Origin of the sequence: Neobacillus sp. SAB-20_R2A (assembly GCF_049568635.1) — a bacterium.
Lineage (GTDB): Bacteria > Bacillota > Bacilli > Bacillales > Cytobacillaceae > Neobacillus > Neobacillus citreus.
In genome coordinates, this window is sequence record NZ_CP145895.1 from 3,754,625 (window position 1) to 3,780,405 (window position 25,781).

The 25,781-nt window shown below is 41.9% G+C and carries 25 protein-coding genes; 6 read left to right on the top strand and 19 right to left on the bottom strand.

What is annotated here, in order from left to right:
• Positions 1 to 139 precede the first annotated feature (139 nt).
• The 3 genes from V5M37_RS18185 to V5M37_RS18195 all read right to left on the bottom strand — a co-directional run bounded on the left by V5M37_RS18185 (position 140) and on the right by V5M37_RS18195 (position 3,384).
• Positions 140 to 1,348, bottom strand: coding sequence for an acyl-CoA dehydrogenase family protein (locus V5M37_RS18185; protein ID WP_423798568.1), 1,209 nt, complete (start codon positions 1,346 to 1,348; stop codon positions 140 to 142).
• 54 nt (positions 1,349 to 1,402) lie between these two features.
• Positions 1,403 to 2,590: a CaiB/BaiF CoA transferase family protein gene (locus tag V5M37_RS18190; protein ID WP_423798569.1), complete on the bottom strand. Its 1,188-nt coding sequence runs from the start codon at positions 2,588 to 2,590 to the stop codon at positions 1,403 to 1,405.
• A 230-nt stretch (positions 2,591 to 2,820) separates the two neighbouring features.
• Positions 2,821 to 3,384: a DUF2062 domain-containing protein gene (locus tag V5M37_RS18195; protein ID WP_423798570.1), complete on the bottom strand. Its 564-nt coding sequence runs from the start codon at positions 3,382 to 3,384 to the stop codon at positions 2,821 to 2,823.
• Between the two features lie 495 nt (positions 3,385 to 3,879).
• Here V5M37_RS18195 and V5M37_RS18200 point away from each other — a divergent pair, with 495 nt between their 5' ends.
• Together V5M37_RS18200 and V5M37_RS18205 are read left to right on the top strand one after the other, a co-directional pair.
• A complete protein-coding gene (locus V5M37_RS18200) occupies positions 3,880 to 4,071 on the top strand; it encodes a hypothetical protein (protein ID WP_423798571.1) in 192 nt (63 codons plus the stop codon).
• On the top strand, positions 4,071 to 4,265 hold the full coding sequence (locus tag V5M37_RS18205; protein ID WP_423798572.1) for a YwbE family protein: 195 nt from the start codon (positions 4,071 to 4,073) through the stop codon (positions 4,263 to 4,265). The genes V5M37_RS18200 and V5M37_RS18205 overlap by 1 nt, the downstream gene beginning before the upstream one ends.
• Positions 4,266 to 4,357: 92 nt before the next feature.
• On the opposite strand, the gene V5M37_RS18210 is transcribed toward V5M37_RS18205, so the two are convergent.
• Positions 4,358 to 4,891: a methylated-DNA--[protein]-cysteine S-methyltransferase gene (locus V5M37_RS18210; RefSeq protein ID WP_423798573.1), complete on the bottom strand. Its 534-nt coding sequence runs from the start codon at positions 4,889 to 4,891 to the stop codon at positions 4,358 to 4,360.
• A 226-nt stretch (positions 4,892 to 5,117) separates the two neighbouring features.
• Here V5M37_RS18210 and V5M37_RS18215 point away from each other — a divergent pair, with 226 nt between their 5' ends.
• A complete protein-coding gene (locus V5M37_RS18215) occupies positions 5,118 to 5,999 on the top strand; it encodes a DNA-3-methyladenine glycosylase family protein (protein ID WP_423802646.1) in 882 nt (293 codons plus the stop codon).
• A gap of 81 nt (positions 6,000 to 6,080) precedes the next feature.
• Here the strand turns inward: V5M37_RS18215 and V5M37_RS18220 are convergent, their stop codons facing one another.
• Together V5M37_RS18220 and V5M37_RS18225 are read right to left on the bottom strand one after the other, a co-directional pair.
• Positions 6,081 to 6,389: a YdhR family protein gene (locus V5M37_RS18220; protein ID WP_423798574.1), complete on the bottom strand. Its 309-nt coding sequence runs from the start codon at positions 6,387 to 6,389 to the stop codon at positions 6,081 to 6,083.
• A 45-nt stretch (positions 6,390 to 6,434) separates the two neighbouring features.
• The gene (locus V5M37_RS18225) at positions 6,435 to 7,217 is read right to left on the bottom strand and encodes a DUF169 domain-containing protein (protein WP_423798575.1); all 783 of its coding nucleotides are present in this window, start codon (positions 7,215 to 7,217) and stop codon (positions 6,435 to 6,437) included.
• Between the two features lie 133 nt (positions 7,218 to 7,350).
• Here V5M37_RS18225 and V5M37_RS18230 point away from each other — a divergent pair, with 133 nt between their 5' ends.
• The gene (locus tag V5M37_RS18230) at positions 7,351 to 8,232 is read left to right on the top strand and encodes a LysR family transcriptional regulator (protein ID WP_423798576.1); all 882 of its coding nucleotides are present in this window, start codon (positions 7,351 to 7,353) and stop codon (positions 8,230 to 8,232) included.
• Positions 8,233 to 8,263: 31 nt separating this feature from the next.
• On the opposite strand, the gene V5M37_RS18235 is transcribed toward V5M37_RS18230, so the two are convergent.
• The 4 genes from V5M37_RS18235 to V5M37_RS18250 all read right to left on the bottom strand — a co-directional run bounded on the left by V5M37_RS18235 (position 8,264) and on the right by V5M37_RS18250 (position 12,912).
• Positions 8,264 to 9,532, bottom strand: coding sequence for an MFS transporter (locus tag V5M37_RS18235; RefSeq protein WP_423798577.1), 1,269 nt, complete (start codon positions 9,530 to 9,532; stop codon positions 8,264 to 8,266).
• Positions 9,533 to 9,555: 23 nt separating this feature from the next.
• A complete protein-coding gene (locus V5M37_RS18240; RefSeq protein WP_423798578.1) occupies positions 9,556 to 10,212 on the bottom strand; it encodes a carboxymuconolactone decarboxylase family protein in 657 nt (218 codons plus the stop codon).
• A gap of 92 nt (positions 10,213 to 10,304) precedes the next feature.
• A complete protein-coding gene (locus V5M37_RS18245) occupies positions 10,305 to 11,681 on the bottom strand; it encodes an APC family permease (protein ID WP_423798579.1) in 1,377 nt (458 codons plus the stop codon).
• Positions 11,682 to 11,718: 37 nt separating this feature from the next.
• Positions 11,719 to 12,912 (bottom strand): MalY/PatB family protein, encoded by a 1,194-nt coding sequence (locus tag V5M37_RS18250; protein ID WP_423798580.1) that lies wholly within the window; start codon positions 12,910 to 12,912, stop codon positions 11,719 to 11,721.
• Between the two features lie 419 nt (positions 12,913 to 13,331).
• On the opposite strand from V5M37_RS18250, the gene guaC reads away from it, so the two are divergent.
• Positions 13,332 to 14,315, top strand: coding sequence for a GMP reductase (gene guaC, locus V5M37_RS18255; protein ID WP_423798581.1), 984 nt, complete (start codon positions 13,332 to 13,334; stop codon positions 14,313 to 14,315).
• A 46-nt stretch (positions 14,316 to 14,361) separates the two neighbouring features.
• Here the strand turns inward: guaC and V5M37_RS18260 are convergent, their stop codons facing one another.
• From V5M37_RS18260 to V5M37_RS18275, 4 genes are all read right to left on the bottom strand, one after another.
• A complete protein-coding gene (locus V5M37_RS18260; protein ID WP_423798582.1) occupies positions 14,362 to 16,167 on the bottom strand; it encodes a DHA2 family efflux MFS transporter permease subunit in 1,806 nt (601 codons plus the stop codon).
• Positions 16,168 to 16,175: 8 nt separating this feature from the next.
• Positions 16,176 to 16,823 (bottom strand): efflux RND transporter periplasmic adaptor subunit, encoded by a 648-nt coding sequence (locus V5M37_RS18265; protein ID WP_423798583.1) that lies wholly within the window; start codon positions 16,821 to 16,823, stop codon positions 16,176 to 16,178.
• Between the two features lie 17 nt (positions 16,824 to 16,840).
• The gene (locus tag V5M37_RS18270) at positions 16,841 to 17,275 is read right to left on the bottom strand and encodes a MarR family winged helix-turn-helix transcriptional regulator (RefSeq protein WP_423798584.1); all 435 of its coding nucleotides are present in this window, start codon (positions 17,273 to 17,275) and stop codon (positions 16,841 to 16,843) included.
• A gap of 279 nt (positions 17,276 to 17,554) precedes the next feature.
• The gene (locus V5M37_RS18275) at positions 17,555 to 19,009 is read right to left on the bottom strand and encodes an APC family permease (protein WP_423798585.1); all 1,455 of its coding nucleotides are present in this window, start codon (positions 19,007 to 19,009) and stop codon (positions 17,555 to 17,557) included.
• A gap of 267 nt (positions 19,010 to 19,276) precedes the next feature.
• Here V5M37_RS18275 and V5M37_RS18280 point away from each other — a divergent pair, with 267 nt between their 5' ends.
• The gene (locus V5M37_RS18280; RefSeq protein WP_423798586.1) at positions 19,277 to 20,218 is read left to right on the top strand and encodes a LysR family transcriptional regulator; all 942 of its coding nucleotides are present in this window, start codon (positions 19,277 to 19,279) and stop codon (positions 20,216 to 20,218) included.
• A gap of 59 nt (positions 20,219 to 20,277) precedes the next feature.
• Here V5M37_RS18280 and V5M37_RS18285 read toward each other — a convergent pair whose 3' ends face one another.
• From V5M37_RS18285 to V5M37_RS18305, 5 genes are read right to left on the bottom strand one after another with little or no spacing between them, the layout of a single operon-like run.
• Positions 20,278 to 21,171: an ABC transporter permease gene (locus V5M37_RS18285; protein ID WP_423798587.1), complete on the bottom strand. Its 894-nt coding sequence runs from the start codon at positions 21,169 to 21,171 to the stop codon at positions 20,278 to 20,280.
• 12 nt (positions 21,172 to 21,183) lie between these two features.
• Positions 21,184 to 22,188 carry an ABC transporter permease gene (locus tag V5M37_RS18290; RefSeq protein ID WP_423798588.1) on the bottom strand — a complete coding sequence of 335 codons (1,005 nt, stop codon included), beginning with the start codon at positions 22,186 to 22,188 and terminating at the stop codon, positions 21,184 to 21,186.
• A gap of 23 nt (positions 22,189 to 22,211) precedes the next feature.
• Positions 22,212 to 23,180 (bottom strand): ABC transporter ATP-binding protein, encoded by a 969-nt coding sequence (locus V5M37_RS18295; protein ID WP_423798589.1) that lies wholly within the window; start codon positions 23,178 to 23,180, stop codon positions 22,212 to 22,214.
• Positions 23,161 to 24,153: an ABC transporter ATP-binding protein gene (locus V5M37_RS18300; RefSeq protein WP_423798590.1), complete on the bottom strand. Its 993-nt coding sequence runs from the start codon at positions 24,151 to 24,153 to the stop codon at positions 23,161 to 23,163. The genes V5M37_RS18295 and V5M37_RS18300 overlap by 20 nt, the downstream gene beginning before the upstream one ends.
• Before the next feature lie 35 nt (positions 24,154 to 24,188).
• Positions 24,189 to 25,781 (bottom strand): ABC transporter substrate-binding protein, encoded by a 1,593-nt coding sequence (locus V5M37_RS18305; RefSeq protein ID WP_423798591.1) that lies wholly within the window; start codon positions 25,779 to 25,781, stop codon positions 24,189 to 24,191.

A 25,781-nucleotide genomic window follows, 5' to 3' on the forward strand; every position in this document is an offset into this window, starting at 1 on the left:
TTCTGGTCTTATAACCCTTTCATAAGACCATTTTCCATGAATTTTCAACAACTTTGGTCTAATAACTAACCATCCCTCCATCAACAAAACCATAAAAGGAGCGAATGGTTAAAACCAATCCGCTCCCCCAATAAAAAACCTAAACCGTAACTTTCTCACTCTCAAACGGCCAGGCCGGCAGCATGTTGCTCAGCGCCTTATCCTCACGATACCCTAGCACATATTCCGCCTGCATAACCGTATGAATTTCCCGCGTTCCTTCGTAAATGACCGGCGCCTTGGAGTTCCGCAAAAAGCGCTCTACAGGGTATTCACTTGAATAACCGTAGGCCCCGTGGATTTGCACCGCATCATCTGCCGCTTTATTGGCAAAATCACAGGCCTGCCATTTCGCAAGCGAAGTTTCACGAGTATTGCGCACACCTTTATTTTTCAACTCGCCAGCACGATAAACCAGTAAACGGCTCATTTGCAATCCGGCTTCCATGTTTGCAAGCATTTGCTGCACCAGCTGATGCTTGCCGATATCCTTGCCGAACGTTTTCCGTTGATGACAGTATTTTACGCTTTCCTCCAAACTTGCCATAATCAAACCGACTGCTCCCGCGGCAACCGTGAAACGGCCGTTATCAAGTGCGGACATGGCAATTTTGAAGCCTTCCCCTTCCTGGCCAAGCAAGTTTTCTTTCGGAACGCGCACCTGATCAAAGAACAATTCCCCGGTATTGCCTGAGCGGATTCCGAGTTTCCCTTTTATCGCCTTAGAAGAAAAGCCGGGCATCGTCCGCTCCACGATGAAGGCGGAAATTCCGTGGTGTTTCTTGTCTTTATCCGTATAGGCAAACACGATAAAATGGTCGGCGACATCGCACAACGAAATCCATGTTTTCTGACCGTTTAAAATATAGTAGTCTCCATCCTTCACAGCCGTTGTTCCAAGCGATGCCACGTCCGAACCCGCGCCAGGCTCCGTTAATCCAAACGCTCCAATTTTTTCGCCTTTGGCCTGCGGAACTAGGTATTTATGCTTCTGTTCTTCTGTTCCCCATTGCAATAAAGTCATGCTATTTAACCCGATGTGAACCGAAACTGCAGTACGGAAGGCGGTGTCTCCTCTTTCCAGTTCTTCACAAACAATCGCCAGCGAGTTATAATCCATGCCGCTGCCGCCGTATTCTTCTGGAATGCAAACCCCCATCAAATCCAATTCTTTTAAACGCTGCCAAATTACTGGATCGAAATAACCGCGTTCGTCCCACTCTCGCATGTTCGGATTGATTTCCTTATCAACAAAGCTTCTTACCATTTTTCTTAACATTTCCTGTTCTTCCGTGAATTCAAAGTTCATCGTACATTCTCCCCCTGTTTTTTTTAAAATTCAACTTCGTCACCAGGCAATTTTTTAAATAATGTTATCCGCTTTTAAACGGCTAATCTCCTCAAATGTAAATCCCACTTCCTGCAAGATTTCGTCGGTATGCTCACCAGCCATCGGCGGATGACGTTCAACCCTTGTCTCTGTTCTTGAAAGTTTAATAGGAGAGCCAACGAGCTTTACCAGACCTGCCTCTGGATGGTCTACTTGCACGACCATATTCCGGGCCGAGACCTGCGGGTCGTCAAATACTTGGTCAATTGTGTTGATAGGACCGCATGGAATATTGTTGGCAGAAAATAGCTCCATCCAGTCGCTGACCTGCTTTAACTGGAGCTGGCTATTTAAGATGCTCGTAAGCTCCTGGCGATTTTCGACTCTTGCCTCATTGGTACGGAACTTTTCATCCACCGCCAGTTCGCTTAGCCCAATTACTTCACAAAGCAACGCAAACTGCCGGTTATTCCCGATGGCTATGATCAATTCACCGTCTGCGGCGGAAAATGTGGAGTAAGGCACGACATTCGGATGGTCATTTCCAAGCCTCCGTGGCACCTTACCTGAAATCAAATAATTACTGGCGACATTGGCTAGCGAGCTTACCGCCGTATCCATCAGCGACATATCGATTTTTTGACCATGGCCCGATTTTTCCCGTTCAAACAAAGCGGCTTCAATAGAAATCGCCGAATATAAACCGGTTAAAATATCGACCATGGCCACGCCAATTTTAAGCGGGCCGCTTTCTTCGGTGCCGGTAATGCTCATTAGGCCGCTCATACCTTGGATGATGTAGTCGTATCCTGGCAAATGGCTGTAAGGTCCTGTTTCCCCGAATCCAGTAATGGAGCAAAAAACGAGCCGGGGGTTTATTTTTTCCAGCGAATCGTAACCGAGTCCCCATTTTTCCATTGAGCCCGTTTTAAAATTGTGAATGAGGACATCCGCTTCCTTAGCTAACTTACGGATAATTTCCCGGCCCTCGTCTGACTTTAGGTTGACGGTGATGCTGCGCTTGTTCCGATTGGCACATAAATAATAAGCGCTCACCCCGTTTTGAAACGGCGGGCCCCAGAACCTGGTTTCATCACTGCCGCCCGGGGCTTCTACCTTGATGACATCCGCACCAAGGTCTGCCAAAATCATTGTACAATTGGGCCCAGCCAGAACCCTTGTTAAATCTAATACTTTTACACCTGCTAGCGCTCCACTCAAATAATCCACCACCTGTTAAAAAATCAAAAAAGCCAGCCCAAACACACTTTAAAAGTGGTATGGACTGGCTTACGATCCATGATAGCAGCCGGCTAAGGCTGGTTCTGGAAACTTATCAGTCGAATGTTATGTTTTGAATAAATCTCCATTACCTTCCGCTGACAGGCTGGATAGGATGAAGTTGTTTTTATTTTACTAGAATTTTCAGAATTATCCAAGTAAAAATTTACTTAAATATAGTTTTTGTTGATGCTATTTAAGCGAATTTCATGTTTTTGCCGTCTTCTCTTTTTACGATTGGTAAGTTCCTTTTCGTAAAAATAATGAATGATAAAGTAGGAAATCACACCAAGTACAATCCCGAAAATCGACATTCCGATTAATGTATGGATACTGCCGTGGAGAAACCCAACCAATACAGTGAAATCACCATGCATTAGTTTTTGAAAAGAAAAGGGATTGTGGTGCCCGACTCTAATCCTGATAGGAAAAAATAATTTCCCAAGATTTCCAGCAAATGGAAGCAGGATTACTGGAAGTAATGTTAATTTTCCGATGACGTTTCCAATGATAGAAGCTGGAAGCGAGCCTTTTGCTATTCGAACAGCTGGAATAAACAATATATATATTAATGAAGCCGTTGATATGACCAACATTTCTAAACCGAAACCAATTGCGAATCCCAAGGCAACCTTTTTGGCTCCTCCGGGAGAACGAAGCAGTTTCATGAAGTTAAATTTAAATGCACGTCCAAGACGTTGAAACATATTATACCTTCGTAATTTTGTATTCATGCTATTGACCCCCGGTTGAACGAATTCCGTCTAAAATTAGTATTTCCTGTCAATATGAATTCCATAGATAGTTGAAACATAAAGAGGTCTTATTAACGTTTTCAATTATAGTATATTACAATTTCGTGTATAAAACTAGATAAAAATACTAAGGTTTGCACGATTCGCATTTTGTCGAAATTGCTCCGAAAGCTTGTTATTCCGACATTTTCCAGTTACAAAAAAGCCGGACAAATACCGCCGACTTTTCTGCCAATTTCTTGTAATTACTTTTCCAGCATTAATTTTAAAATAAGCTCATCTGTCTGTCTTGTTCCTTCATTTCCAAGCTTGCAAAAGCTTTCAATATTTTCTAGCCATTACCGGCATTATGGAACCAGTCATTCTGGCATCAGGACCAGCTGCAACCAGCGACATCGATGATATGTACTTTCTTTCCAAGCAAAAATAGATTATACTCAATTAACCAACATTTTCATAAAGGAGAAAGATTCGATGTCTGAGAACCACCAACCGGAAACAGAAAAAAAGAAAATTAGCCTGCAGGAATTGGCTAAGCAGCAACTGCAAAACAAAAAAAACCAAGCCGCAGCCAAAGGAAAAGAGAATGGCAGTCTGCAAACTCAAAAAATGAAAAGCCAGCAGACGAAGAAGCCAAGCAACACCCGCAGAAAAATGGGCTCTTAATGAACGGGCAGAATCGGAAGGACATAATTCCAGGGATTACCGTTGATATTGTTTTAAAAAAGGACCAAAAAACGGGCAAACTCACAAGAGGCATCGTCCAAGATATTCTAACCAAGTCCCCTAACCATCCCCACGGCATTAAGGTTAGACTGACTGACGGGCAAATTGGAAGAGTCCAAGAAATTCACAACTAATTTCTCTCAAAAAAGCACACAAGTTGAACCTGTGTGCTCTTTTATATTCTAAGACCACTTTTAATTTCCTACAAATTTCCCTATGATGACCATCATTGTTGGGATAATCTTTGTCGTTCAAGATCAAGCAGGTGCGTCTTCATCTCTAATCCGCCGCGGTAGCCGGTCAATGAACCATTTTTTCCAACAACACGGTGACATGGCACAGTTATTAACAATGGATTAGCACCAATGGCGGCCCCCACTGCTCGAACAGCGGCTGGTTTATTTATTTGGTTTGCGATGTCAGAATAGGATTTGGTCTCTCCGAACGGAATCTCACAAAGGGCATTCCAAACAGCGACTTGGAACTCAGTCCCTTGAAAATCATTCGGTACGGTGAAATTCGTTCGCTTCCCTTCAAAATATTCTATTAGTTCGGCTGCATACGGCTTTAGCTTCTTCTTATCTTCCATCAGCGGGCTGCCAGGAAACCGTTTTTCTGCCCAAACAGCCAATTCCTCAAACGGCTTGTTTTGTGAGCCGACATAACTAAGTCCCTTCACAGTTGCAGCAATATAGAAATTCCAAGGATGATGATTAAATAATGACCAATAGATTGGTGTCTTATTAGTTTGTGGTGTCATTTTGTTTCCTCCGATTCATGTAATTGACGGAAATAAGCGGGTGAATAACACCTCTGTCACTATTATATCTCTGAAATTAGCAGAACGAACTATTAAGATGATTAAAAAGCAAGATATTGAAATGATATACTTGTGATAATTCATATAAAAGGAAAAGTAGTGATCAAAATTGACAGGTATTCAAAACGCAAATGACTGCTGGTATGAAGACAATGGGAGCATCATCATGAAGCTGCCGGAAGACTTTAATCTAAAAGCGAATCTAGGTTATTTGGAGCGGAACAAGAATGAATGTATGTTTGAAGTCGATAACGGTATCATCACGAGGGCGGTTGCCATTGGAGAAAAACAAGCTTTAGTACAAATTCATGTAAACGAACGGAATCAGATGATCATTCAGTTTTTAAAAGACACCAGACCTGGTAATCAAGAGGAATACGCTGCGATAGTCTCGTACATACGTGTATGGTTTGATCTGGATCGTGATTTAAAGTCATTTTATGAAATGGCCAAATCAGACCCTCTGCTAAAAAACCCCGTTCAAGAATTCTACGGACTGCGCGTAATCGGTGTTCCCGATTTATTTGAAGCACTTTGCTGGGGAGTCTTAGGGCAGCAGATTAATCTAGCATTCGCTTATACTTTAAAAAGACAATTTGTTGAAAAATTCGGTGATTCAATCGAGTGGAATAGCAAGAACTATTGGTTGTTTCCATCCTATGAACAAATCGCCCAGCTAACACCTGCAGATTTAGCCGATATTAAAATGACCTTGAAAAAGAGTGAATATATTATTGGCATTTCGAGATTAATGGCAAACGGAGAATTATCTAAGGAAAAATTATTGAAGATGGAAAACCTTAAAGAGGTTGAAAAAAGACTAATCAAGATTCGCGGGATAGGTCCATGGACAGCAAATTACGTCATGATGCGCTGCTTACGATTTACCTCGGCATTCCCGCTTGATGATGTCGGCTTGCATAACGCCATCAAACATCTAACCGGTTCAGATAAAAAGCCTGCAAAGGAGGAACTATTAAAGCTATCTCAAAGTTGGGCCAATTGGCAGGCCTATGCGACGTTTTATTTATGGCGTGTCCTCTATTAATAAAATCTAATCAAAATATGTATCTACCCCTCAGTAAGAAAACTGAGGGGCAGCATGTAAACAGTCGCTATATTACTAAAATCATTTTTCAATTGGATATAACGTAAAATTGCAATCTACAATTTCATAACGAAGCGTATCCCCTGTCTCAAACCGTTCTGCAATGGACGTATAAATTGGACCCTTCAAATACTCTTCAACGGCTTCCTGGCTTTCAAATATATAAATCCCCCCGCGTTCTTCCGTTTCCGGGTTACTTACATATAACTTTTGAATGAGTCCCCTTTCCTTTAAGGCACGAAACTTTGGTAGACTCGCTTCAGACATTTTGTAAAGCTCATCGATAGACTTTGCGCTTCTGAATGTCACTTTCAATACTTTTAGACTCATCATTATTCCTCCTCTTATTTGTAATACCTGAATTCTTATCGATAGTTATTTTCTCTTCCCATAAGTAACTTCTAGCCCTGCCTGCACATCCATTTGAATGCCATACTGCGGAATAGGATAACGCATTCCGTTTTTGCTTAAAGCCTCTAATCCATCCAAAGCCTTTAACAAGTCTTCCGGAGATAAGGCCATTAACAATTCATCGTCCAACACCCCGCCAAACCTGCGTTCAGCAAAACAAGGAATGGATAGGCTTGGTTTTCTTGTCGCAAGGGCCCGTCCCCATGAATCTGCACAGGAAGATTCTCCCACGACACTCCATTCAAATTTTTCAAAATTCCTCCACTGCAGGCCGTTAATAAAAAGAATCATTTGCCCAGGAGTCCCATAGATCAGACAAATGTCGGGGTCAGCGATACGATTGGAAACAAGCGGCGCAACGGCCATCGCTTCATATTTCCCATGGGGGACAACCGTCATTTCCCGCTGGTGTTTCGCAGAATCCTGCTGGTTTTCAAACCATACGCCCGCCATTTGTTCTCCTGATAGCCACTCTTCATTTCGGGGATGTAATCCCAGGACCACCTGGCATTGTGCACCGACTAGATCTTCGGCAGTGATACCTACTGTCCAACCCAGTCTTGATGCCTGGGCGACAATTTGGTCGGTTGTGTGGATGCTTTTTGGCCGCCGGATCTTTGGAATGGCTTCCATATCCTCTTTCTTCTCAAACATTTTCATGCCAATTGGAATGGTTTTAATTTTGAGATACTGATTTAACCTGTCGACAATGGCTTTCCAATCATACGTCTTCTCTACATTTCCCATTTTATAACCCCATTTCTCTTCACATTTTTTAAAATACTATTGTAGGAATTTTCTGAATTCTAACAACGCTCTACTATTATTAATCTTGGAAACTGATATAATAAAAATATCACTATGATGGATGGTGAACTATTTGCGTATAGAACAGCTAATGTACGTTGTTGAAATTGCCAAGACGGGGTCGCTTTCTGCAGCAGCGGAACGCCTGCACGTGGCGCAGCCAAGCATTAGTCATGCGATATCTTCTCTTGAACACGAATTGGGCGTTAAAATTTTTAAACGTTCCAAAAACGGTGCTGTACCGACTGAAAGCGGAAAAGCTGTGATTTTAAAAGCTCAGGAAATCCTCAACAAAGTCGAGGAGCTGCAGGAAACCGTCAATATCGAGCACTCGCTTTTAAAAGGACGGTTATCCATTGCATCCATTGCTGGCGTCAGTACTAGTGTTTTGCCTCGGGCATTGGTTATTTTGAAAAAGAAATATCCCGGTATAGAACTAGAACTGATTGAGGAAGATACGCGCACAATCAAACAACTCGTTATCGATGGAAAAACAGATATCGGTTTAACACTTGCTGATGATGTGGATTCAAAGCTTATGAGTGGACACCTTTTTACTACTAAATCTATTGCATGTGTAGGGAAACATTCCACTTTTGCGAGACATAATGAAATATCTATAAAAGAGATCTTAAAACATCCCGTTATTTGTTCCTCTGATTCGCTTAGGAATATATTAAAAAAACACGGAACGCCAAACTACTTAATCAAGTCGAAAAATTTGGAAGCAGCCAAACATATTATCGCACAAGGAATGGCGATTGGTTTTTATACTGAAATGTCATTAAAGGTTGACCCCTATGTACATACGGGAGAAATCATACCATTAGACATTTCTGACGAAAAAATTGAAGTCAATTATTGTTACATTCAATTAAAAACTCACCGTTCCATTGCAAGCCAGGAGTTTATAAAAATACTAAAAGAACAAATTAGCTATTTCCAAAGATTATAATGATGCCCCCCATAAATTGAGGGGCGTTTTTTTACATGACGACGGAACCTTGATTTTCCTGTACTTTGACGGATTTCTTGTATAACGATCTTAAAGTCGGCGAGATCATGATTAAGACCACTACAATCACCACGAACAGGCTGCCGGTGGACATCATATTGATTTTCGGAGGGATGAGTTTGCTGAAAGAGCCGTATAGGAAGTTCCCGACCGCCATCGCCCCAGAAGCAAGGATAAAATTGACACTCGCAACACGCCCGCGAAATTCATCATTTGCCCTCTGCAGGACAAATGATAGATTAATTGCCATAAAAACGGCTTGCGATGCACCTACCGTTACGCCGACAATAAAGGCTAGCAGAGGCGTACCTGTTAGCCCAAGAAGAAATAAGGTCAGGCCGCTTGCCAATGCCGTCATAATATAGAGGATGCCCTGCCCCCTTGGGGTGGATATGGAGGCTGTACTTAGATTGCCAAGGATGGCCCCTAATCCGATAAACATCATCAAACTGCCGTAAATTCCGCTGTCCGCCCGTAGATCCTCGTGAATAAACTGAGGAAGTAACGATGTATACGCCATCGTTAATAAACAGTGGAGGAAAACCATGAGAATTAAGAGCCCAAGTGCCGGCGTCCTTCGAATGTACATCATCCCTTCCACGACAGGCTCAAAAATATTTTTGAGATGCAGATTTCCTAAAGTTGTGGCAGGTTGATTAGTTCGAATCCATAACGATTGGATCCCTGCCCCCGTATAGAGCAGAAAACATAGTGCAAAGACAGTGCCCGGACCAGCCAGAACAAGGATTGGACTGGCCAGAGCCGAACCGATGAATCCTGCGCCATGCGATATTGTGCCTTGCAGCGCCGTGGCATTGTATAGAGTATTCTTAGGAATAAGGTCAGGCATAATCGCATTCGTACAGGTCATTTGCAGATTAAAACAAATGCCCAAGAAAAATGCACACATAATCACTACCCATGGTGACACAATCCCAAGCAAACTCAACAATGCCAAAGCCCCTGTGTTGCATGCATTAGAAAATACAGCAATGGTCAATAAACGCCGTCTATCAAAACGATCCACCAATACCCCGATGATCGGTCCGAAAAGAACCCCCGGAATCATCGTGGCAAAAACGGCTGTCCCTACAAGTGCGGTTGAATTGGACAGCGAATAAATTAACCAGCTGGCAGCTACCGTAAAGGAATATTGTCCTGAATTGGCCAACGCTGAACTAATCCATAAATAACGAAAATAACGGAATCCCAGTGATGCAAATGTTTTTGGAAGCATCATAACGAATCTCCTTCTTGGTTAGCTTACTCTCCGTAGGCATTCAATGCATTGATACTATGAGCAAGCGCGGAAGCTGCTTTTAAAGCGGTGGCGACAAAAATCGCTTCCGTTAATTCTTCCATTGTTGCGCCCAGTTTCTTTGCTGCTTTTGTGTGGGTATCGATGCAGTAGGCACATCCGGTCACATGAGCCACGGCTACTGCGATAAATTCTTTTTCTTTTTGGCTTAATAGACCCGGCTTCATCGCCTGATGGCTAAATCCCAAATAGGAACGGAACAACTCGGCGTTTTCTTCACGAAAATCCTTCAATCGTTTCATATTTGATAAGGTATATAAGTCATCTTCACCTGTTCCGTCGTATGCCTGGAGCGCATTGGCGCCATGGCCTGCAGCAGATCCGGCTTTCAGCGCTGTTGCAACCATGATGGCTTCAAGCATTTCCTCTTTCGATACTTCAAGTCGTTTAATTTGACCAACATGGGCTTCAATACAATAGGGGCAGCCGGTAACATGAGCAACAGCGACAGCAATCAGTTCCTTCAATTTCACCGAAAGTAAGCCTTCCGCCATTGCCTTTTGATTAAAAGCACCAAAAGCACGATAGGTTTCAGGGGCCAGTTTTGCCAATTCCGATAGTCTTCTACGGTCCGATTTTTTGTACAAGCTTTCATTGCTCATCTTTAATCCTCCTCATTCAATTAGAAGACTCAAAGCCTATTTTGGAATTGAGTCTTCTATTCAAGTATATTAATTGAACAAATTCATTTTCATTACAGTGCCTTTATGTTAATGTCAGATTCTATCTCGGGCTCAGCATTAAAACCTAACTCTTCTCCTGATTTTAATTTTTGTGACTTCGACGCAATCATGACGTAAAAAGCAGAACAAACGATGTAAATTAACACTCCAACCAGCAAGCCGGCAGTTAAGTTCTTCAGCAGAAGATAGCCTTGAACCACGGAAAGGACGATTGCAATCCCTACAATCCCGTATAAGATCTTTGGATTAAATTTGAATTTTGATTTCTCATATAACTCCGGATATTTTTTTGGAAGCCTTGTTGCTGCGATAATTGGAATGAGGTTAGCAAAAAATCCGATGCCGCTTCCTAATGATGCAATTACGGTTAGAGAAAATCCTGAAATTATCGGAATTAATCCAATCAGATAAAAAAGAGTTAGAATCAAAATTGGTGTACCAAATTTACTGCTGACCACCCCTAGTTTCTTTGGCAGCCAGCCATCTTCACAGGCAATCAGGATTCCTTTCGTGGCCCATGACATTTGCGCATTTAAGGTGGTCGCCAGCGCAAACATCGCACCGCCAATAATAAAGAAGAAGAAAACAGGCTCAGGCAGGATCGTTCTGGCTACTTCCGTCAAAGGCTTATTGGCCACGTCGGCAACTGGGAGAACACTTGAAGCAACGGCCGCCATTAAGGCATATAGAATTCCGACTCCAACCGTTGTGGTGATAATCGTTAGAGGTATATCACGGCCTGGATTTTTCATTTCTCCGCCAAGTTCGGCAACATATTGAGCGCCTCCAGTAGCAAAGGAGAGCAAGGCAACTGCCGAAAGGAAACCGGTAATTCCTCCTGGGAACATTTCTCTCGTGTTAAATACGGAATAATTAATCTCCGGAACCCCCCACGCCACGAACAAACCAAGGGAAATGACCAAGACGATGACCATAATTTTTTCAGCAATTGCAGCCACTTTTACGCCGACAAGGTTGGTGATATAGAAAACTGTTAACATGATAAAAGCAACTAGTTTAATTGGGACACTAGGATACAAGCTTTGTAAGTAATCCGCAAATGATAGCGCATACAATGCAATGGTCAATTGTGTAATGATGAACAGCAGAAGCCAGAAGAACCCTAACTTAGGTGACAAGAGACGACTGGAATATCGGTAAAATCCCCCGGTGGTTGGAATTGCTGCTCCCATAATGGCAGTGGGCATTACCTTAAACAAGGTAAAGATTGATGATAGAACAAAAGCTAAAACCACACCCGTTCCGGTCATACCAATCGCGATCCCAGTTAGGGACATGATACCCGCACCAATGATTTGACCTACCGCAATTCCCATCGCATCTCCAAGACCCAGAACCTTCTTCAACTTTGCTTCCTGATTACTCAAATTCCCTTCACCATCCCTTTTTACTAGTTTTTTATATTTAAATTTTTGCCGCAGTACCTTGATGACTTTTTACTGCCTTTTCTAGTCTTTTCAGCCCCTCTTCTAAAATGGATCTCGGACAGCCGATGTTCATTCGAATAAATCCTTCTCCTCCCGGTCCATAGGTGTAGCCTTGATTAAAAGCAACATTGGCGTGCTTTAACATGAGTTGTTGGAGACCTTCTTTATCTAAACCAAGTTCCCGGCAGTCCAGCCAGACAAGATAGCTAGCCTCTGGTTTGATCACTTTGATTTCCTTGATATTGTTTTCCATATATTCGCTCAGGAAATTTAGGTTTTTTTCAATATAATCAACAGCTTGTTCCAGCCATTCACCGCCAAAACGATAAGCGCTTTCAGTTGCCACAATCCCAAATGTATTCGTATGCCTTAGAGACAATCGATTCATGGTCGCATTAAATTCATCTCTCAGCTTTTGATTGGGGATGATGATATTGGAAGTCTGTAAGCCTGCTAAATTAAAGGTTTTGCTAGGAGCCGTACAGACAATGGTATGCTCAGCAAATTCTTCAGAAATGGAGGCAAAGACTGTATGTGTTTTTCCTTTAAAAACTAAGTCACAATGGATTTCATCGGACACAATGAGAATGTTGTTCTCAATACAAATCTTCCCTAGCTCAGTCAACTCTTCTTTTGTCCAGACACGTCCTGATGGGTTATGAGGATTGCAGAGAATCAGCATTTTGACGTTCTCATCGATTCTATTTCGCAGGTCTTCAAGGTCCATCGAGTAATTACCGTTTTCATGTTTTAGATGGTTATAAACAACTTGACGGTTATTATTGACAATCGCATTAGTAAACGGATAATAAACCGGGGGCTGGATCACAATTTTGTCTCCAGGATTCGTAAAGGTTTGCACAAGATAATTTAATGCCGGTACCACACCTGGACTATAGCAAATCCATTCTTTTTGTACCCTCCAGTTGTACCTTTCCTGCATCCAATCGATAATTGCACGATAATAGGAATCTGGACGTGTGGTGTAGCCAAAGATTCCATGCTCAGCCTTTTTGATGATTGCTTCGATCACTGGCGCCGGTGATTGAAAGTCCATATCGGCCACCCACATAGGAAGTAAATTCTTTTCCCCGAATAAATTCTCTGTTTCATCCCATTTTGCAGAAGCTGTATTATGCCTATTAATTTCGATGTCAAAATTGTACTTCACTGTTGATTTCCTCCTTAATCAGTTTTTCAAAAATACAAAACCTTTTGTTGTAAGATAACTAATAGTCTTGTTTAGGTTGCTGAATTAATTGAATATTTTGTTTTATTTAACCATATAAATTGTCCTTTCGTAAAATATTGATTTTTAATAGAAGTATTCAATTCGTCTATAGTTACACGTTAAAAAAAAGCGCTGGAGTCTGCCCCCCAACACTTTGATAGCCTGCATGTATTTTCTTTTTAAAAAGATTGTCTAGATTGCTACTCTAGAATGAAACTCGGTCCATTGTGTTACATTAAATTAGAAAAAATAAAAATGAAAATGTTTTGACATTTGGATAAAAATGCTGTAAATTATCAAATGTACGAACAATAAAAACATAAACTTTATATAATATTCGTGTTTAGGAGTGTTATTTCATGGATACAGTATTTGATTACGAAGATATTCAACTAATTCCCGCAAAATCAATCGTAAAGAGCCGTTCTGAGTGTGACACAAGCGTCGAATTTGGCGGTCATAAATTTAAATTACCGGTCGTCCCTGCAAACATGCAGACGATCATCGATGAAAAAATTGCTATTTTCTTAGCCGAAAACGGTTACTTCTATATCATGCACCGTTTCCAGCCGGAAACGCGTCTTGAATTTGTGAAAGATATGCAAACACGAGGCCTAATCGCATCCATCAGCGTAGGTGTGAAGGAAGGAGAATATGAATTCGTCCAGCAGCTTGCCGATGAGAACTTGACACCTGAATTTATTACCATCGATATCGCACATGGTCATTCCAATGCCGTTATTGATATGATTAAGCATATTAAAAAACTAATTCCTGGTAGCTTTGTCATCGCCGGTAACGTTGGAACACCTGAAGCCGTAAGAGAGTTAGAGCATGCCGGAGCAGATGCTACTAAGGTCGGTATTGGACCAGGTAAAGTATGTATTACGAAAATTAAGACCGGATTCGGTACTGGAGGCTGGCAGCTTGCTGCCCTAAGATGGTGCGCAAAAGCCGCAAGCAAGCCGATTATCGCGGACGGCGGAATCCGCACCCACGGTGATATTGCAAAGTCCGTCCGTTTCGGGGCATCCATGGTGATGATTGGATCGTTATTCGCGGGTCACGAAGAATCTCCTGGTGAAACATTCGAAAAGGATGGAAAGTGCTTTAAGGAATATTTCGGTTCTGCTTCAGAATTCCAAAAAGGCGAACGAAAAAATGTTGAAGGCAAAAAAATGTACGTGGAACATAAAGGAAAATTAATTGATACTTTAATTGAGATGGAACAGGATCTTCAGTCCTCTATCTCCTATGCAGGCGGAAACAAATTGAAGGATATCCGCACTGTTGATTATGTAGTCGTGAAGAATTCGATCTTTAATGGAGATAAAATTTATTAAAACAAATGCCTGCCACTTCGGCAGGCATTTGTTCTTGGTAAAATTACTATTTCTCAGCACCAGGTCTTGCTCTTTTGATAAAGAATGCCAGCAGCAAAGCAACTGCCGCGATTCCCGTCGCAACGACAAAAGCGTCATTGATACCGCTAATCGTGGCCTCCTTCATGGCTTCACCATAAATAGAATAGGTCGCCAGCATCTTCCCTTGTTGAATAGGAATCCCCGCCATGGCGGCAAGCCCCTGACCCAGACCAGATAATTTAGCGGCTAGGTATGGGTTAGCACTTGTAACCACATTCGTGAAATTCGCTGAATGAAATTCACTTCTCGTTGTCATAACAGTAACAAGGAAGGCTGTACCGAGACTTCCGGCAACGGTTCTTGCTGTGTTTGAAGCGGATGTTCCATGTCCTGCCAGCCTTAGAGGGAGCTGATTCATGCCCTCTGTCTGAACCGTCATCGCTAAGAAAGACATCCCAAACATTCGCATAACATAAAGCAGCATAATGTAGCCATAGGATGTAGACATCGTTAATTTTGCAAATTGCCATGTTGTGATAACCGTAATAATCAGACCGAACACAGCCAGCCAGCGCGCACCCATTTTATCAAAGAGCTTTCCGGAAATCGGCATCATTACCGCCATCACAATGGCACCCGGAAGCATTAACAGCCCTGAGTCCAGAGCTGTAAAGCCGCGAATATTTTGCAGATAAATTGGCAGTAAAATCATTGCGGCAAACATTGCCATATTGATGATCATGCCGATAATCGTGGTTAAAGCAAAGATGTCGTATTTAAACACACGCAATTCGAGCATCGGCTGATCTGTGGTCAATTCCCGCCAGATAAAGGCAATTAAACCAATCACACCAACCGCTAGCGTAACCACAACCTTAGCACTTTCCCAGCCATTATTCCCCGCTTCACTAAAGCCGTATAGTAAGAACCCTAAACCAAGCGTGGATAAAATAAATCCAGGAGTATCAAATTTTGGCTTCGTTACCTCGGTAACATCCACCATCCAAACAGACGCCAGGATTATGGACAAAATGCCAAACGGAATGACAATATCAAATAGCACACGCCAATCATAATGCCCAATCAGCCATCCTGACAAGGTTGGACCGATTGCCGGGGCAAATAGCATAGCGACACCCATCAAGCCCATCGCCGCTCCACGCTGATTTGGCGGGTATATGGTCAGAAATACCGTCATCAAGAGCGGCATAATGATACCGGCACCCGCTGCCTGGACAATCCTTCCCAACATTAACAACGAAAAAGTTGGCGAAATCGAGCAGATCACGGATCCCAGGGTAAAGGATATGACGGCAAAAATAAATAATTTCCTCGTCCCAAGCCTTGCCGTTAAAAAAGCAGTGATTGGTATGATGATACCGTTCGTTAACATATACCCTGTCGAAAGCCATTGAACTGTGCTTGCGGAGATTCCTAAATCATTCATGATATGTGGAATCGCCACATTCAATAACGTTTGATTCAAGATTGCCACAAACGCACCAAGCATCATGGCCGCAACCACTTTCCCACGCTTTCCTTCAAATTGCTCAGCCGTTACGGAAGTGGCTGCCGGCTTTCTTGCTGGTTGTTCTTTTTCTTTCGTCTTTTCCACTGCTTCACTAGGAGGATTTTGTTCAGATTGTTCGTCTTCTATTGACTGCTCAACTTCTTTCTTCATTGAAGCAGTGCGATTTTCTTGTTCAGGCTGGTCTACATTTGCAGCCTGCAGTTCCTGTTTACTAGATTTATACTGTTTTTTCAACATTACGTTAACAATTATTAAAAGAAGGACCGATATTAGAATATAGCCTATAAGGTATATGGACATGTCATCACCTACTTATGAATTCGCACTGTCACATTCATACCAGGAACTAATCTTTCTCCATAATGATCAAGCGAAATTTTGACAGGAACGACCTGTGTTTCTTTTGTGTAGTTTCCTGAAGCATTGTTTTTTGGTAAAAGTGAGAAAGTGCCTGCTGTTGCCAAGCCAATTTCTTCAACCTTGCCGTTTAGGGTGATGTTTGGAAACGCATCAACATAAATATCAACATCCTGGCCCGCTTTCACATCATTTAAATCGGTTTCTTTGACATTGGCTGTTACCCATAGATGGTCAAGGTCATAGCTGACAGCAAGCGGTGTTCCGGCAGCAACCATTGTATTTTCCACTGCATTTGTTTGGACAATGGTGCCGTCAGCAGGAGCTTTAATATCCACATCAACTGCTCCTTTGTCACTTACCATTTGAACTGTGCCAATCGTGTCATCCTTTGCGAATGTATCGCCTGTCTTTCCAGTCCATTTTGTCAATTTTCCAGTTGCAGGTGCAGCAACACTTACCTGCTGTCCGGCAATTTGGGCGTTATCAGTGGATAAATAGTTTACTGATTGATTAAAGTAATAATACCCCGCAAAGCCTCCACCTACTAAAATAATCAGTAGTATGACATTTATTAAAATCATGCGTTTTGCGTTCATAAATATAAAGTCCTCCTTTATTCACTTAAAATATCTTGGATTTGCTTGTGAATGCGCAATAAATGCTGAATATCCGCATCCGGCAATTGCTTAATCTTGTTAAGCTTTTGGACAAGCTCTGATTCATTCAATATCGCTTGTTCCAATTTCTCTTCCCCTTTTTCCGTTAGATGAATAGTAATGGACCTGCGGTCATGGGGCGGATTGCGGCGTTCGACAAAACCGCTTTGCACAAGCCGGTCGACTACCCCGCTGACGGTACTGTTCGTTAATTTCAGGATTTCAGCCAGTTCCACTAATCCAAGATTTGGTCGCTGGGAAATTTTATACAAAGCCTTCAACTGAACAACGGTTAATCCGTTCTTATCAGCATCTTTTTTCGACACTTTAAAGAGAAGCTTGCTTATATCTGAAAATGAATTCAGAATCTCACTGTTATATGCAGTCTTCATGTCCCCTCCTCCTTTTTTAGGTATTATTTACTATACGAATATTTCGCATACGAAATAATTTGTGTTAACTATAATCGCACATCATCCTTTTTCCTGTCAATTGGTTTATCTACCCATTAATAAAAATTTAATATTTATAAACTACCCTCCAGTTACAATATTTAAAGGAATCTGCATTTCGACGTTTATTTTATTAATAATTATTTAATAAACTGTCTAAGTAAAAAAAAGAGGATGTCTCCAAAGTAAAATTTCTTTTGGGGTCACCCTCTTTTATCTTTATTCTCCGTTATCGTTGAATATTAGTTTTTCCCGTTCTTCTCTACTAACGTTGCTGCGATGGACATTTTTAAAATAAAAAGCAAGTATCGTCAGAATGATGATGGATAAAACTATTAATTCAGGAACCTTCAAACCTCCCAAAGGGTTTAAAGGTGTGTATAAGAATAGAAAGAAAACAAGAGAAAAAATGGCTAACCACCCTACCACCCCGCCATATGCAACTCGATAAGGGCGATATAAATTCGGCTCTTTTTTCCTTAGCACCATAAAGGTGATGACGACCAATAACCAAGAACAAACCATCATAAAGCCAGAAACATTTACAATATTCATAAATATCAATTGACTCGTCCCAAGGAACGCTCCTAAACTGCTTAAAATGAATAAGAACATGACAGCTTTGGCCGGTGTCTTATTGATCCTATGCAGCTCTGAAAAGGCCTTTGAAATATATTTGGCCCTGCCGAGCGCAAACAATACCCTGCTTCCGGCTAGATAAGCGGCATTCCAGGATGTTAACATCCCTATCAAAGCTGCAATCGCGACAAATATTTTGGCGGTTTGCGAGCCATGGAACAGCTGGACCAATGAATCGAGAACGACAATTTTGGCGGTCTGGCGCATTTCCAAATTGGCTGAAAAGCCTGTCCCGATAATAATCAGAATATAGAACGCAGCACTTGCCCAAACTGTAACGACAACAAGTCTGCCAATCATTTTTGGTTTCACATTAGTTTCTTCCGCTGCTTGGGCGACAACATTAAACCCTGCCAAGAATCCCGGTACCATTAATAAGGTTAAGGAAATTCCCGATAAAGAAGAAACCAATGGATTGGCGTTGTTTATATCTCCCAGGCTGACACCGACGATGACATAAAAGACGGCTGCCATCAGCATAACGGCAACTGTAATCGTTTGAAAAACTTTTGAAAACTCGACGCCTTTCATATTAAGATGGGCAAAGAAAAAGTTAAACAAAATCGAAACAATTACATAGGACGCATAAATTGTTTCTCCACCAACGCTGTATAATGCTCCTATTTTGGGCAATGGGAATCCCAGTGCACTAAGAATAATCGGCAGCATGATGGTCTCAACCACAATTAATGTAAGTAGCCCATATCCCACACAGGCCCCTGCGAAAAAAGCCCAACGGTCACCTAACCCTTTAAATGTGTATACTATGTCCCCGCCTGCCCGCGGCATCGCTGAAGCAAGCTCGGCATAGGCGAGCCCGACAAAGGAGCAAAGAATACCGCCAACCAAGAAGGCAAACACCCCTCCCATACTGCCAGGAACCGATGTCCAAACCCCGGCATACATTACCCATGTCCAACCAACCGCAGCCCCTACACCAATTGTTAACAAATCCCATTTTGATAATAATTTTTTCAACTGGGCATTTTGCTTCGAACCGGTGGTAACGACTTCCTTATTTTTCAATGCTTGCATATAATCATCTCCCTTCCGATACTACCGTTTACTCCTTTTATTTTATTAATATAATTTTTAAACCAAACTCCATTTTTAATTTGATTATTTAGAATATTATATATTATATACACATTATAAAATTAATTTTCTTCCTAGTAAAATATTGATTTTTAATACATGTATAAGTATTACTTATACCTAAAAAGAAGGATTTTCCGTTTGTAAAGCCAATAATAGAAATAGACAAAATTATTGAGTTAATAATATCCAAGGTGGTGACATAGTTTGCAAATCGAGCAGTTGGAATACATAGTCTCAGTCATGGAATTACGTTCTTTTTCAAAAGCTGGCCAAGCACTCCATATTTCCCAGTCTGCCATCAGCCAGTCCATCACAAAACTGGAGAATGAATTAGGGGTTAAACTATTTGAGAGGCACCATAATGGGGTGAAACCAACAGAAGCAGGAAAACAACTGGTTACCATTGCTATGGACGTCCTACAAAATTTAAATAGGTTGCAATTAGAAGCTGAGAAATACAAAATAGCTGCAAAGAGTCGGTTAACAATCGGAATTGTGTCCGGGCTGCATTTGCCGATTCTGCCAAAGCTGCTTGCTGATATCAAACGGGAATTTCCCCAGCAGGAAATTGCTCTGGTTGAAAAAAGTTCCCTGCATATCACGGAATGTATCCTTAAAAAGGAAATAGATTTAGGGATTCTAGTGATCTATGATGAGACATTAAAATATAGAAACAGCATCTCATTCACAAAGTTGTCCCCCATTCATTTTTTTGTATTAGTAGACCCTGCCTCTCCTTTGGCTTATTCCGCGTTTTTAGAACCTAAAGATATTACGGACCAAACCTTTGTGATGTTTAATGGAGAATATATGAACTGGTTTTTTAAAATTTTTAATCAGCAGTACGGGCCGCTTAAATTGTTATTTACCACTAACAACAACGAGAACATTTCCGAGACAGTCCGCAATGGGCTGGCGATTGCAATTGAAACAGAGTCAGAGGTCAGTACCAACCCCTTTGTCAAAAGCGGGGAAATTCTTGCAATTCCGTTAATCGAGGATGTTAATAAAAATAGTCTTCTAGGAATGGCTACATTGAAAAATAAAGCCTTTTCTATCGAAAACCAAAAAACGATGAAATATTTTGAACGGGAAATATCCGATTTATACAACAATAGAAGTACTACTATCCCTTCTAAATACTGAGATATAAAAAAACTCAAAACAGAAGAAAAATTCTTCTATTTTGAGTTTTAAAATGAATCTTATTTCATTTTCGGGTCTAAGGCGTCCCGAAGCCCGTCACCAAACATATTAAAACCAAGGACAATCAGCATGATGGCGGAGCCTGGGAACAATAAAGTCCAAGGAGCACTCGTGATAAATTGTCTGGAATCGGCCAGCATCTTTCCCCATTCTGGTTCGCCTGGCTGCGCACCCAGTCCCAAAAAACCTAATGCAGCTGCTTCTAAAATAGCAGTGGCAATGCCTAATGTGCCTTGTACAATAATTGGCGTAATCGAGTTAGGAAGTACATGCTGAAACAGTAGACGTCTATCGGACATGCCAGTTATTTTTGCGGCAGCGATGTATTCTTCTTCCTTTACACTTAACACTCGCGACCGAATCAAACGGCCGTACGTAGGAATGTTAATAATCGCGATGGCCACCAGTGCATTAAAGAGGCTCGGACCTAAGATCGCTACAATCGCGATGGCAAGCAGAATACTTGGAAACGCCAGCATAATATCAAAGAATCGTGAAATGATGGTATCAAGCCATTTTCCATAATAACCTGCAATTAAGCCAAGAAGTGAGCCGACGATAATCGAACCAATGACCGAGAAGAAGCCAATCCATAATGAAATTCTTGCGCCATAAATAATTCGTGTATAAATGTCCCTGCCCTGGTCATCCGTTCCAAACCAATGGTTTGCATTGGGAGATATAAGGGTTTTCTGCGGATTAAATCCATCGTAGGGCTGCGACGTAAGAACAGGGGCCAATATGCCCATCAAGATAAAGACGACGACAATTCCTAATCCAATCATGGCGGGACGCTGCTTTTTCAGCTTTTTCCAAGCTTCCAGCCACAATGATTTTTTAGTAGATTTATTGAAGGTAGGTTTATCAGCTACCGGTTGTAAGACTGTTTTCAAATTCCTCCCTCCTTAACGGTAATTAATTCGCGGATCTAAAAGTGAATAGAGGATATCGACGATTAAATTTACAAACACAAATATGGTGGCAATAATTAAAATTCCGGTTTGGATGACAGGGTAATCGCGAGAACCAATCGCATCATAAATATAGCGGCCCACACCTGGCCAGCCGAAAATGGTTTCCGTCAGAACGGCGCCACCTAACAATAATCCTGTCAGCATGCCGATGATTGTTAAAATTGGTGCAAAAGCATTTTTTAAAGCATGTTTATAAAGCACCCAGAATCCCGACAGTCCTTTGGCACGGGCAGTCCGGACATAATCCAATTCCAACACTTCAAGCATGCTTGACCTGGTAATCCTTGCTATTACCGCCATTGGAATGGTTCCCAAAGCAATACTTGGTAAAATTAAATGCTTGAATACATCCCAAAACCCTGCCCAATTTCCTTGTATCAATGTATCAAATAAAAGGAGTCCAGTAATCGCTTCAACCGGTTCCCTTGCATTCATTCGTCCTGTTGAGGGCAGCCAGCTTAGTTTCTCAGCAAAAATCCACTGTTCCATAAGGCCTAGCCAGAAGACCGGTATCGATACTCCCATTAAAGCGATTAACATCGCCGTATAATCAAACCAGGATGCTCTTCTCCAGGCCGCGATAATTCCGGCATTTACCCCGATGATGATGGCAATCAGCATACTCATGATCATTAATTCAATGGTTGCCGTTAAATACGGCATGATTTCTTCTTGGATTGGCTTTTTTGTTTTTAATGACGTTCCAAAATCTCCCGTCACAATATCCGAAACATAAGAGAAATATTGAGTGGTAAGAGGTTTGTTCAATCCCATTTCCTCTCTTAGGTCATTGACGGCAGCCGGTGTGGCCTGATCGCCAAGTATAACGGTCGCTGGGTCCCCCGGGATGGCGTGGATGATAGAAAAAACAATGATCGACATTCCGATCAAAACTGGAAATAATTGCAATATACGGCGGGTAATATAGTTAGACAAGCTTCCCTGCACCTCCTTTGCCGTTATTTATAAAGATGGCAGGCAACATAGTGTCCATCACCTGCGTATCGTAATTCTGGCTTAACGGTTTCGCACTCAGCCATTTTGACAAAGCAGCGCGGATGAAACGGACAACCCTTCGGCGGATTGATTGGATTTGGCAAATCCCCTTTGAGTACAATCCGCTCCCGTTTCTTTTCATGGTTGATGCTTGGTGCGGCTGAAAATAATGCTTGTGTATAGGGATGCAGGGGGGTTTCGTATAAACTTTTCTTGCTGCCCTGTTCCACTATTTTTCCTAAATACATCACGCCAATTCTGTCGCTAATATGCTTCACAACACTTAAATCATGGGAAATAAATAAGTATGTTAAGCCGAAATCGCGTTGCAATTGTCTTAATAAATTCAGTACCTGCGATTGGATTGAAACGTCCAGGGCCGAGACGGCTTCATCAGCAATGATTAGTTTTGGATTCAAAGAAAGCGCTTTGGCAATCCCGATCCGCTGCCGTTGTCCCCCTGAAAATTCATGCGGGTATCTAGAAGCATGGTAGGCACTTAACCCGACTACCTCCAATAGCTCATGTACCCTTCTTTTTCGCTGTTCTGGACTAAAATCCGTATTGACAATCATTGGTTCTTCAATTAAATCACCAGCGGTTTTTCTAGGATTGAGTGATGCGTATGGGTCCTGAAATATCAACTGAATATCACTGTAAACCGGTCTCATTTCCTTATGAGGAATCTTAGAAATCTCTTTTCCTTGAAACAAAATCTCCCCGTCCGTCGAATTAATTAACCGCAAAATCGCTTTACCGGTCGTCGATTTGCCGCAGCCTGATTCCCCCACCAACCCAAATGTTTCATTCTCGAAGATATGAAAATTCACCCCATCGATGGCCTTTACAACATTCGTGTTCCTTCCGAAAAAGCCGCTTTTGATAGGGAAATGTACTTTTAAATCCTTTACTTCAAGTAACGGTGACGGCATGTTTAACCTCCTTTGCCAAAAAACAGCGGGATTTTTGGCCTGGATCAATCTCATAAAGTTCAGGCTCTGCATTTAAACATTCTTCCATCGCAAATTTACATCGAGTGGCAAATTTACAGCCCTCCGGCATTTCCGATGGAATGGGGACATTTCCCGGGATGGTTTCCAGCCACTCGACCTCTTCTTCGAGGGTCGGGATGGATTCGATTAATCCTTTTGTATAAGGATGGGACGGTGAAGAAAATATCGTTTTTACATCCGCTTCTTCGACAACCCTGCCTGCATACATGACAATGACCCGGTCACATACTTCTGAAACGACGCCAAGGTCATGGGTAATCATCATGATGGAAGTATTGCTTTTCTTCTTCATTTGTTGAATCAGTTCCAAAATTTGCGCCTGTATCGTCACATCGAGTGCCGTTGTCGGTTCGTCCGCAATAATCAGTTTAGGATTGCAGGCTAGGGCCATCGCAATCATGACGCGTTGCCGCATCCCGCCGGACAATCGATGGGGGTAATCCTTCACAATTTTCTCAGCACGGGGAATTCCAACTTGAGTAAGCAGCTCAATGCTTCTTTCTTCTGCTTCTTTTCGATTTAATTTCATATGGAGTCTCAGGGCTTCTCCAATTTGATTGCCAATTGTGTAGCTGGGGTTTAGGCTTGTCATCGGTTCTTGGAAGATCATCGCAATTTCATTGCCGCGAATCTTGCGCATCTTCTTATCAGTCAATTTGGTGAGGTCAACATCTTCAAATCGGATGCTGCCTTCGACAATTTTGCCTTTTCTGGGTGGCAGTAATTGCATTATGGAGAGGGCGGTAACACTTTTTCCTGAACCCGACTCTCCCACAATGCCAAGCGTTTCGCCCTCGTTAACGGTGAAACTGACACCGTCAACGGAGCGAACCACGCCATTATCTGTAAAAAAGTGCGTTTTCAAGTTTTGAACTGAAAGCAGCGGCTCCATTCTTTCCCTCCTGTTATCAATAGATTGTAAGTTTATTACTTTTCTATATAAACCTCTGCTAAACTTTCATAGCCAATCGCATGAGGAACATATCCTTTCACGTATGCAGCGCCAGCCAGCGGTGTTTCCACATATGCAAGCGGAATGGTTGGAGCATCTTCATATACCAGTTCCTGAACCTCTTTATATAACTTTGTACGCTCTTCCTTATCAATCGTGGTCTGTGCGGTTCTTAGTAATTGATCCACTTTTTCATTCTTATAAGCGGAGCGGTTTTGAACCGATTCAGAACTTAACATGGTAAACAGGAAGTTGTCAGGGTCGCCGTTCTCACTAATCCGGCCTATTCCGGCAAAGGCATATTCACCTTTTACCAATTTGGATAAATAAGTGGCCCATTCATAGTTGACAATTTTTACTGTAATCCCTACTTTCGCCAAATCGGACTTAATCGCTTCCGCTACCTTTGTAGGTTGTGGGAAATAGGAACGGTCGGTTGACATAATCGAAAACTCAGTTTCAAATCCACCTGCAAACCCAGCCTCCGCCAAGAGTGCTTTCGCCTTTTCCGGATTATATTCATATCCCTTAACATCATCGTTATATCCCCAAATAAATGGAGGAAGCATATTTTTTGCAGGCTTTGCTACCGGTCCATAGAAAGTGTCGATAATCCCTTTCTTATTGATGGCATAATTAATCGCTTGGCGGACCTTAACATTATCAAAAGGTGGTTTTGCAAGATTAAATGTTAAATAGCCAAGGCTTCCTGCCGGGCGTTTAAAGATTTGCAGACTGTCATTCTTTTCTATTGAAGATAAATCACTTTGATTGATTCCGTCCATTAAATCAATTTCGCCATTCTTTAAGGCCGTCAATCTGGAGGAATTGTCAGGAATTACTTTAAACATTAATTTATCAAGCTTAGGGAGACCAGCAACCCGGTACTTATCATTTTTTTCAAGCGTGACGGAGTCATTGGGCTTCCATTCTACAAATTTGAAGGGACCTGTTCCGACAGGATGGTCTTTAATATTATCCCCGTACTCCTTTAATGCAGCAGGACTAATGATGCCAAAAGTGGTGATTCCCAGGTTCGGCAAAAATGTAGCGTTCGGTGCAGTCAAAGTAAATTCGACGGTATGTTCATCCAACGCTTTGACTTCTTGAATGACTCCCTTGAAGGTTCTGTTAAAAATAGAGAAATCACCTTTGTGCTGTGGATGAGAATCGTCCATCATCCGTTGAAAGTTATAAACAACCGCCTCTGCGTTAAAATCAGTTCCATCATGAAATTTCACATTTTCCTGCAATTTAAAGGTCCAAACCTTTCCATCATCGCTAACGGTCCATTCCTTGGCTAATTTTGGAACAACCTCTGTTCCATCCTTTTTATAATCTATCAGTGTTTCAAAAATATTTTTAGATATTCTAGAAGACTCAGCATCTATTAAATTATGAGGATCCAGAGTAACCGTGTCTGTTGCTCTGCCGTAAATTAATGTGCCCCCAGAAGTGTCTTCTTTTTCTTTACTCTTATTTGCTGTTGATTTATTTCCGCTGCAACCGGCAATCGCCAAGACAGCCAAAATTGTGAAGACCATGAATATTTTGTTCACTTTTTTCAT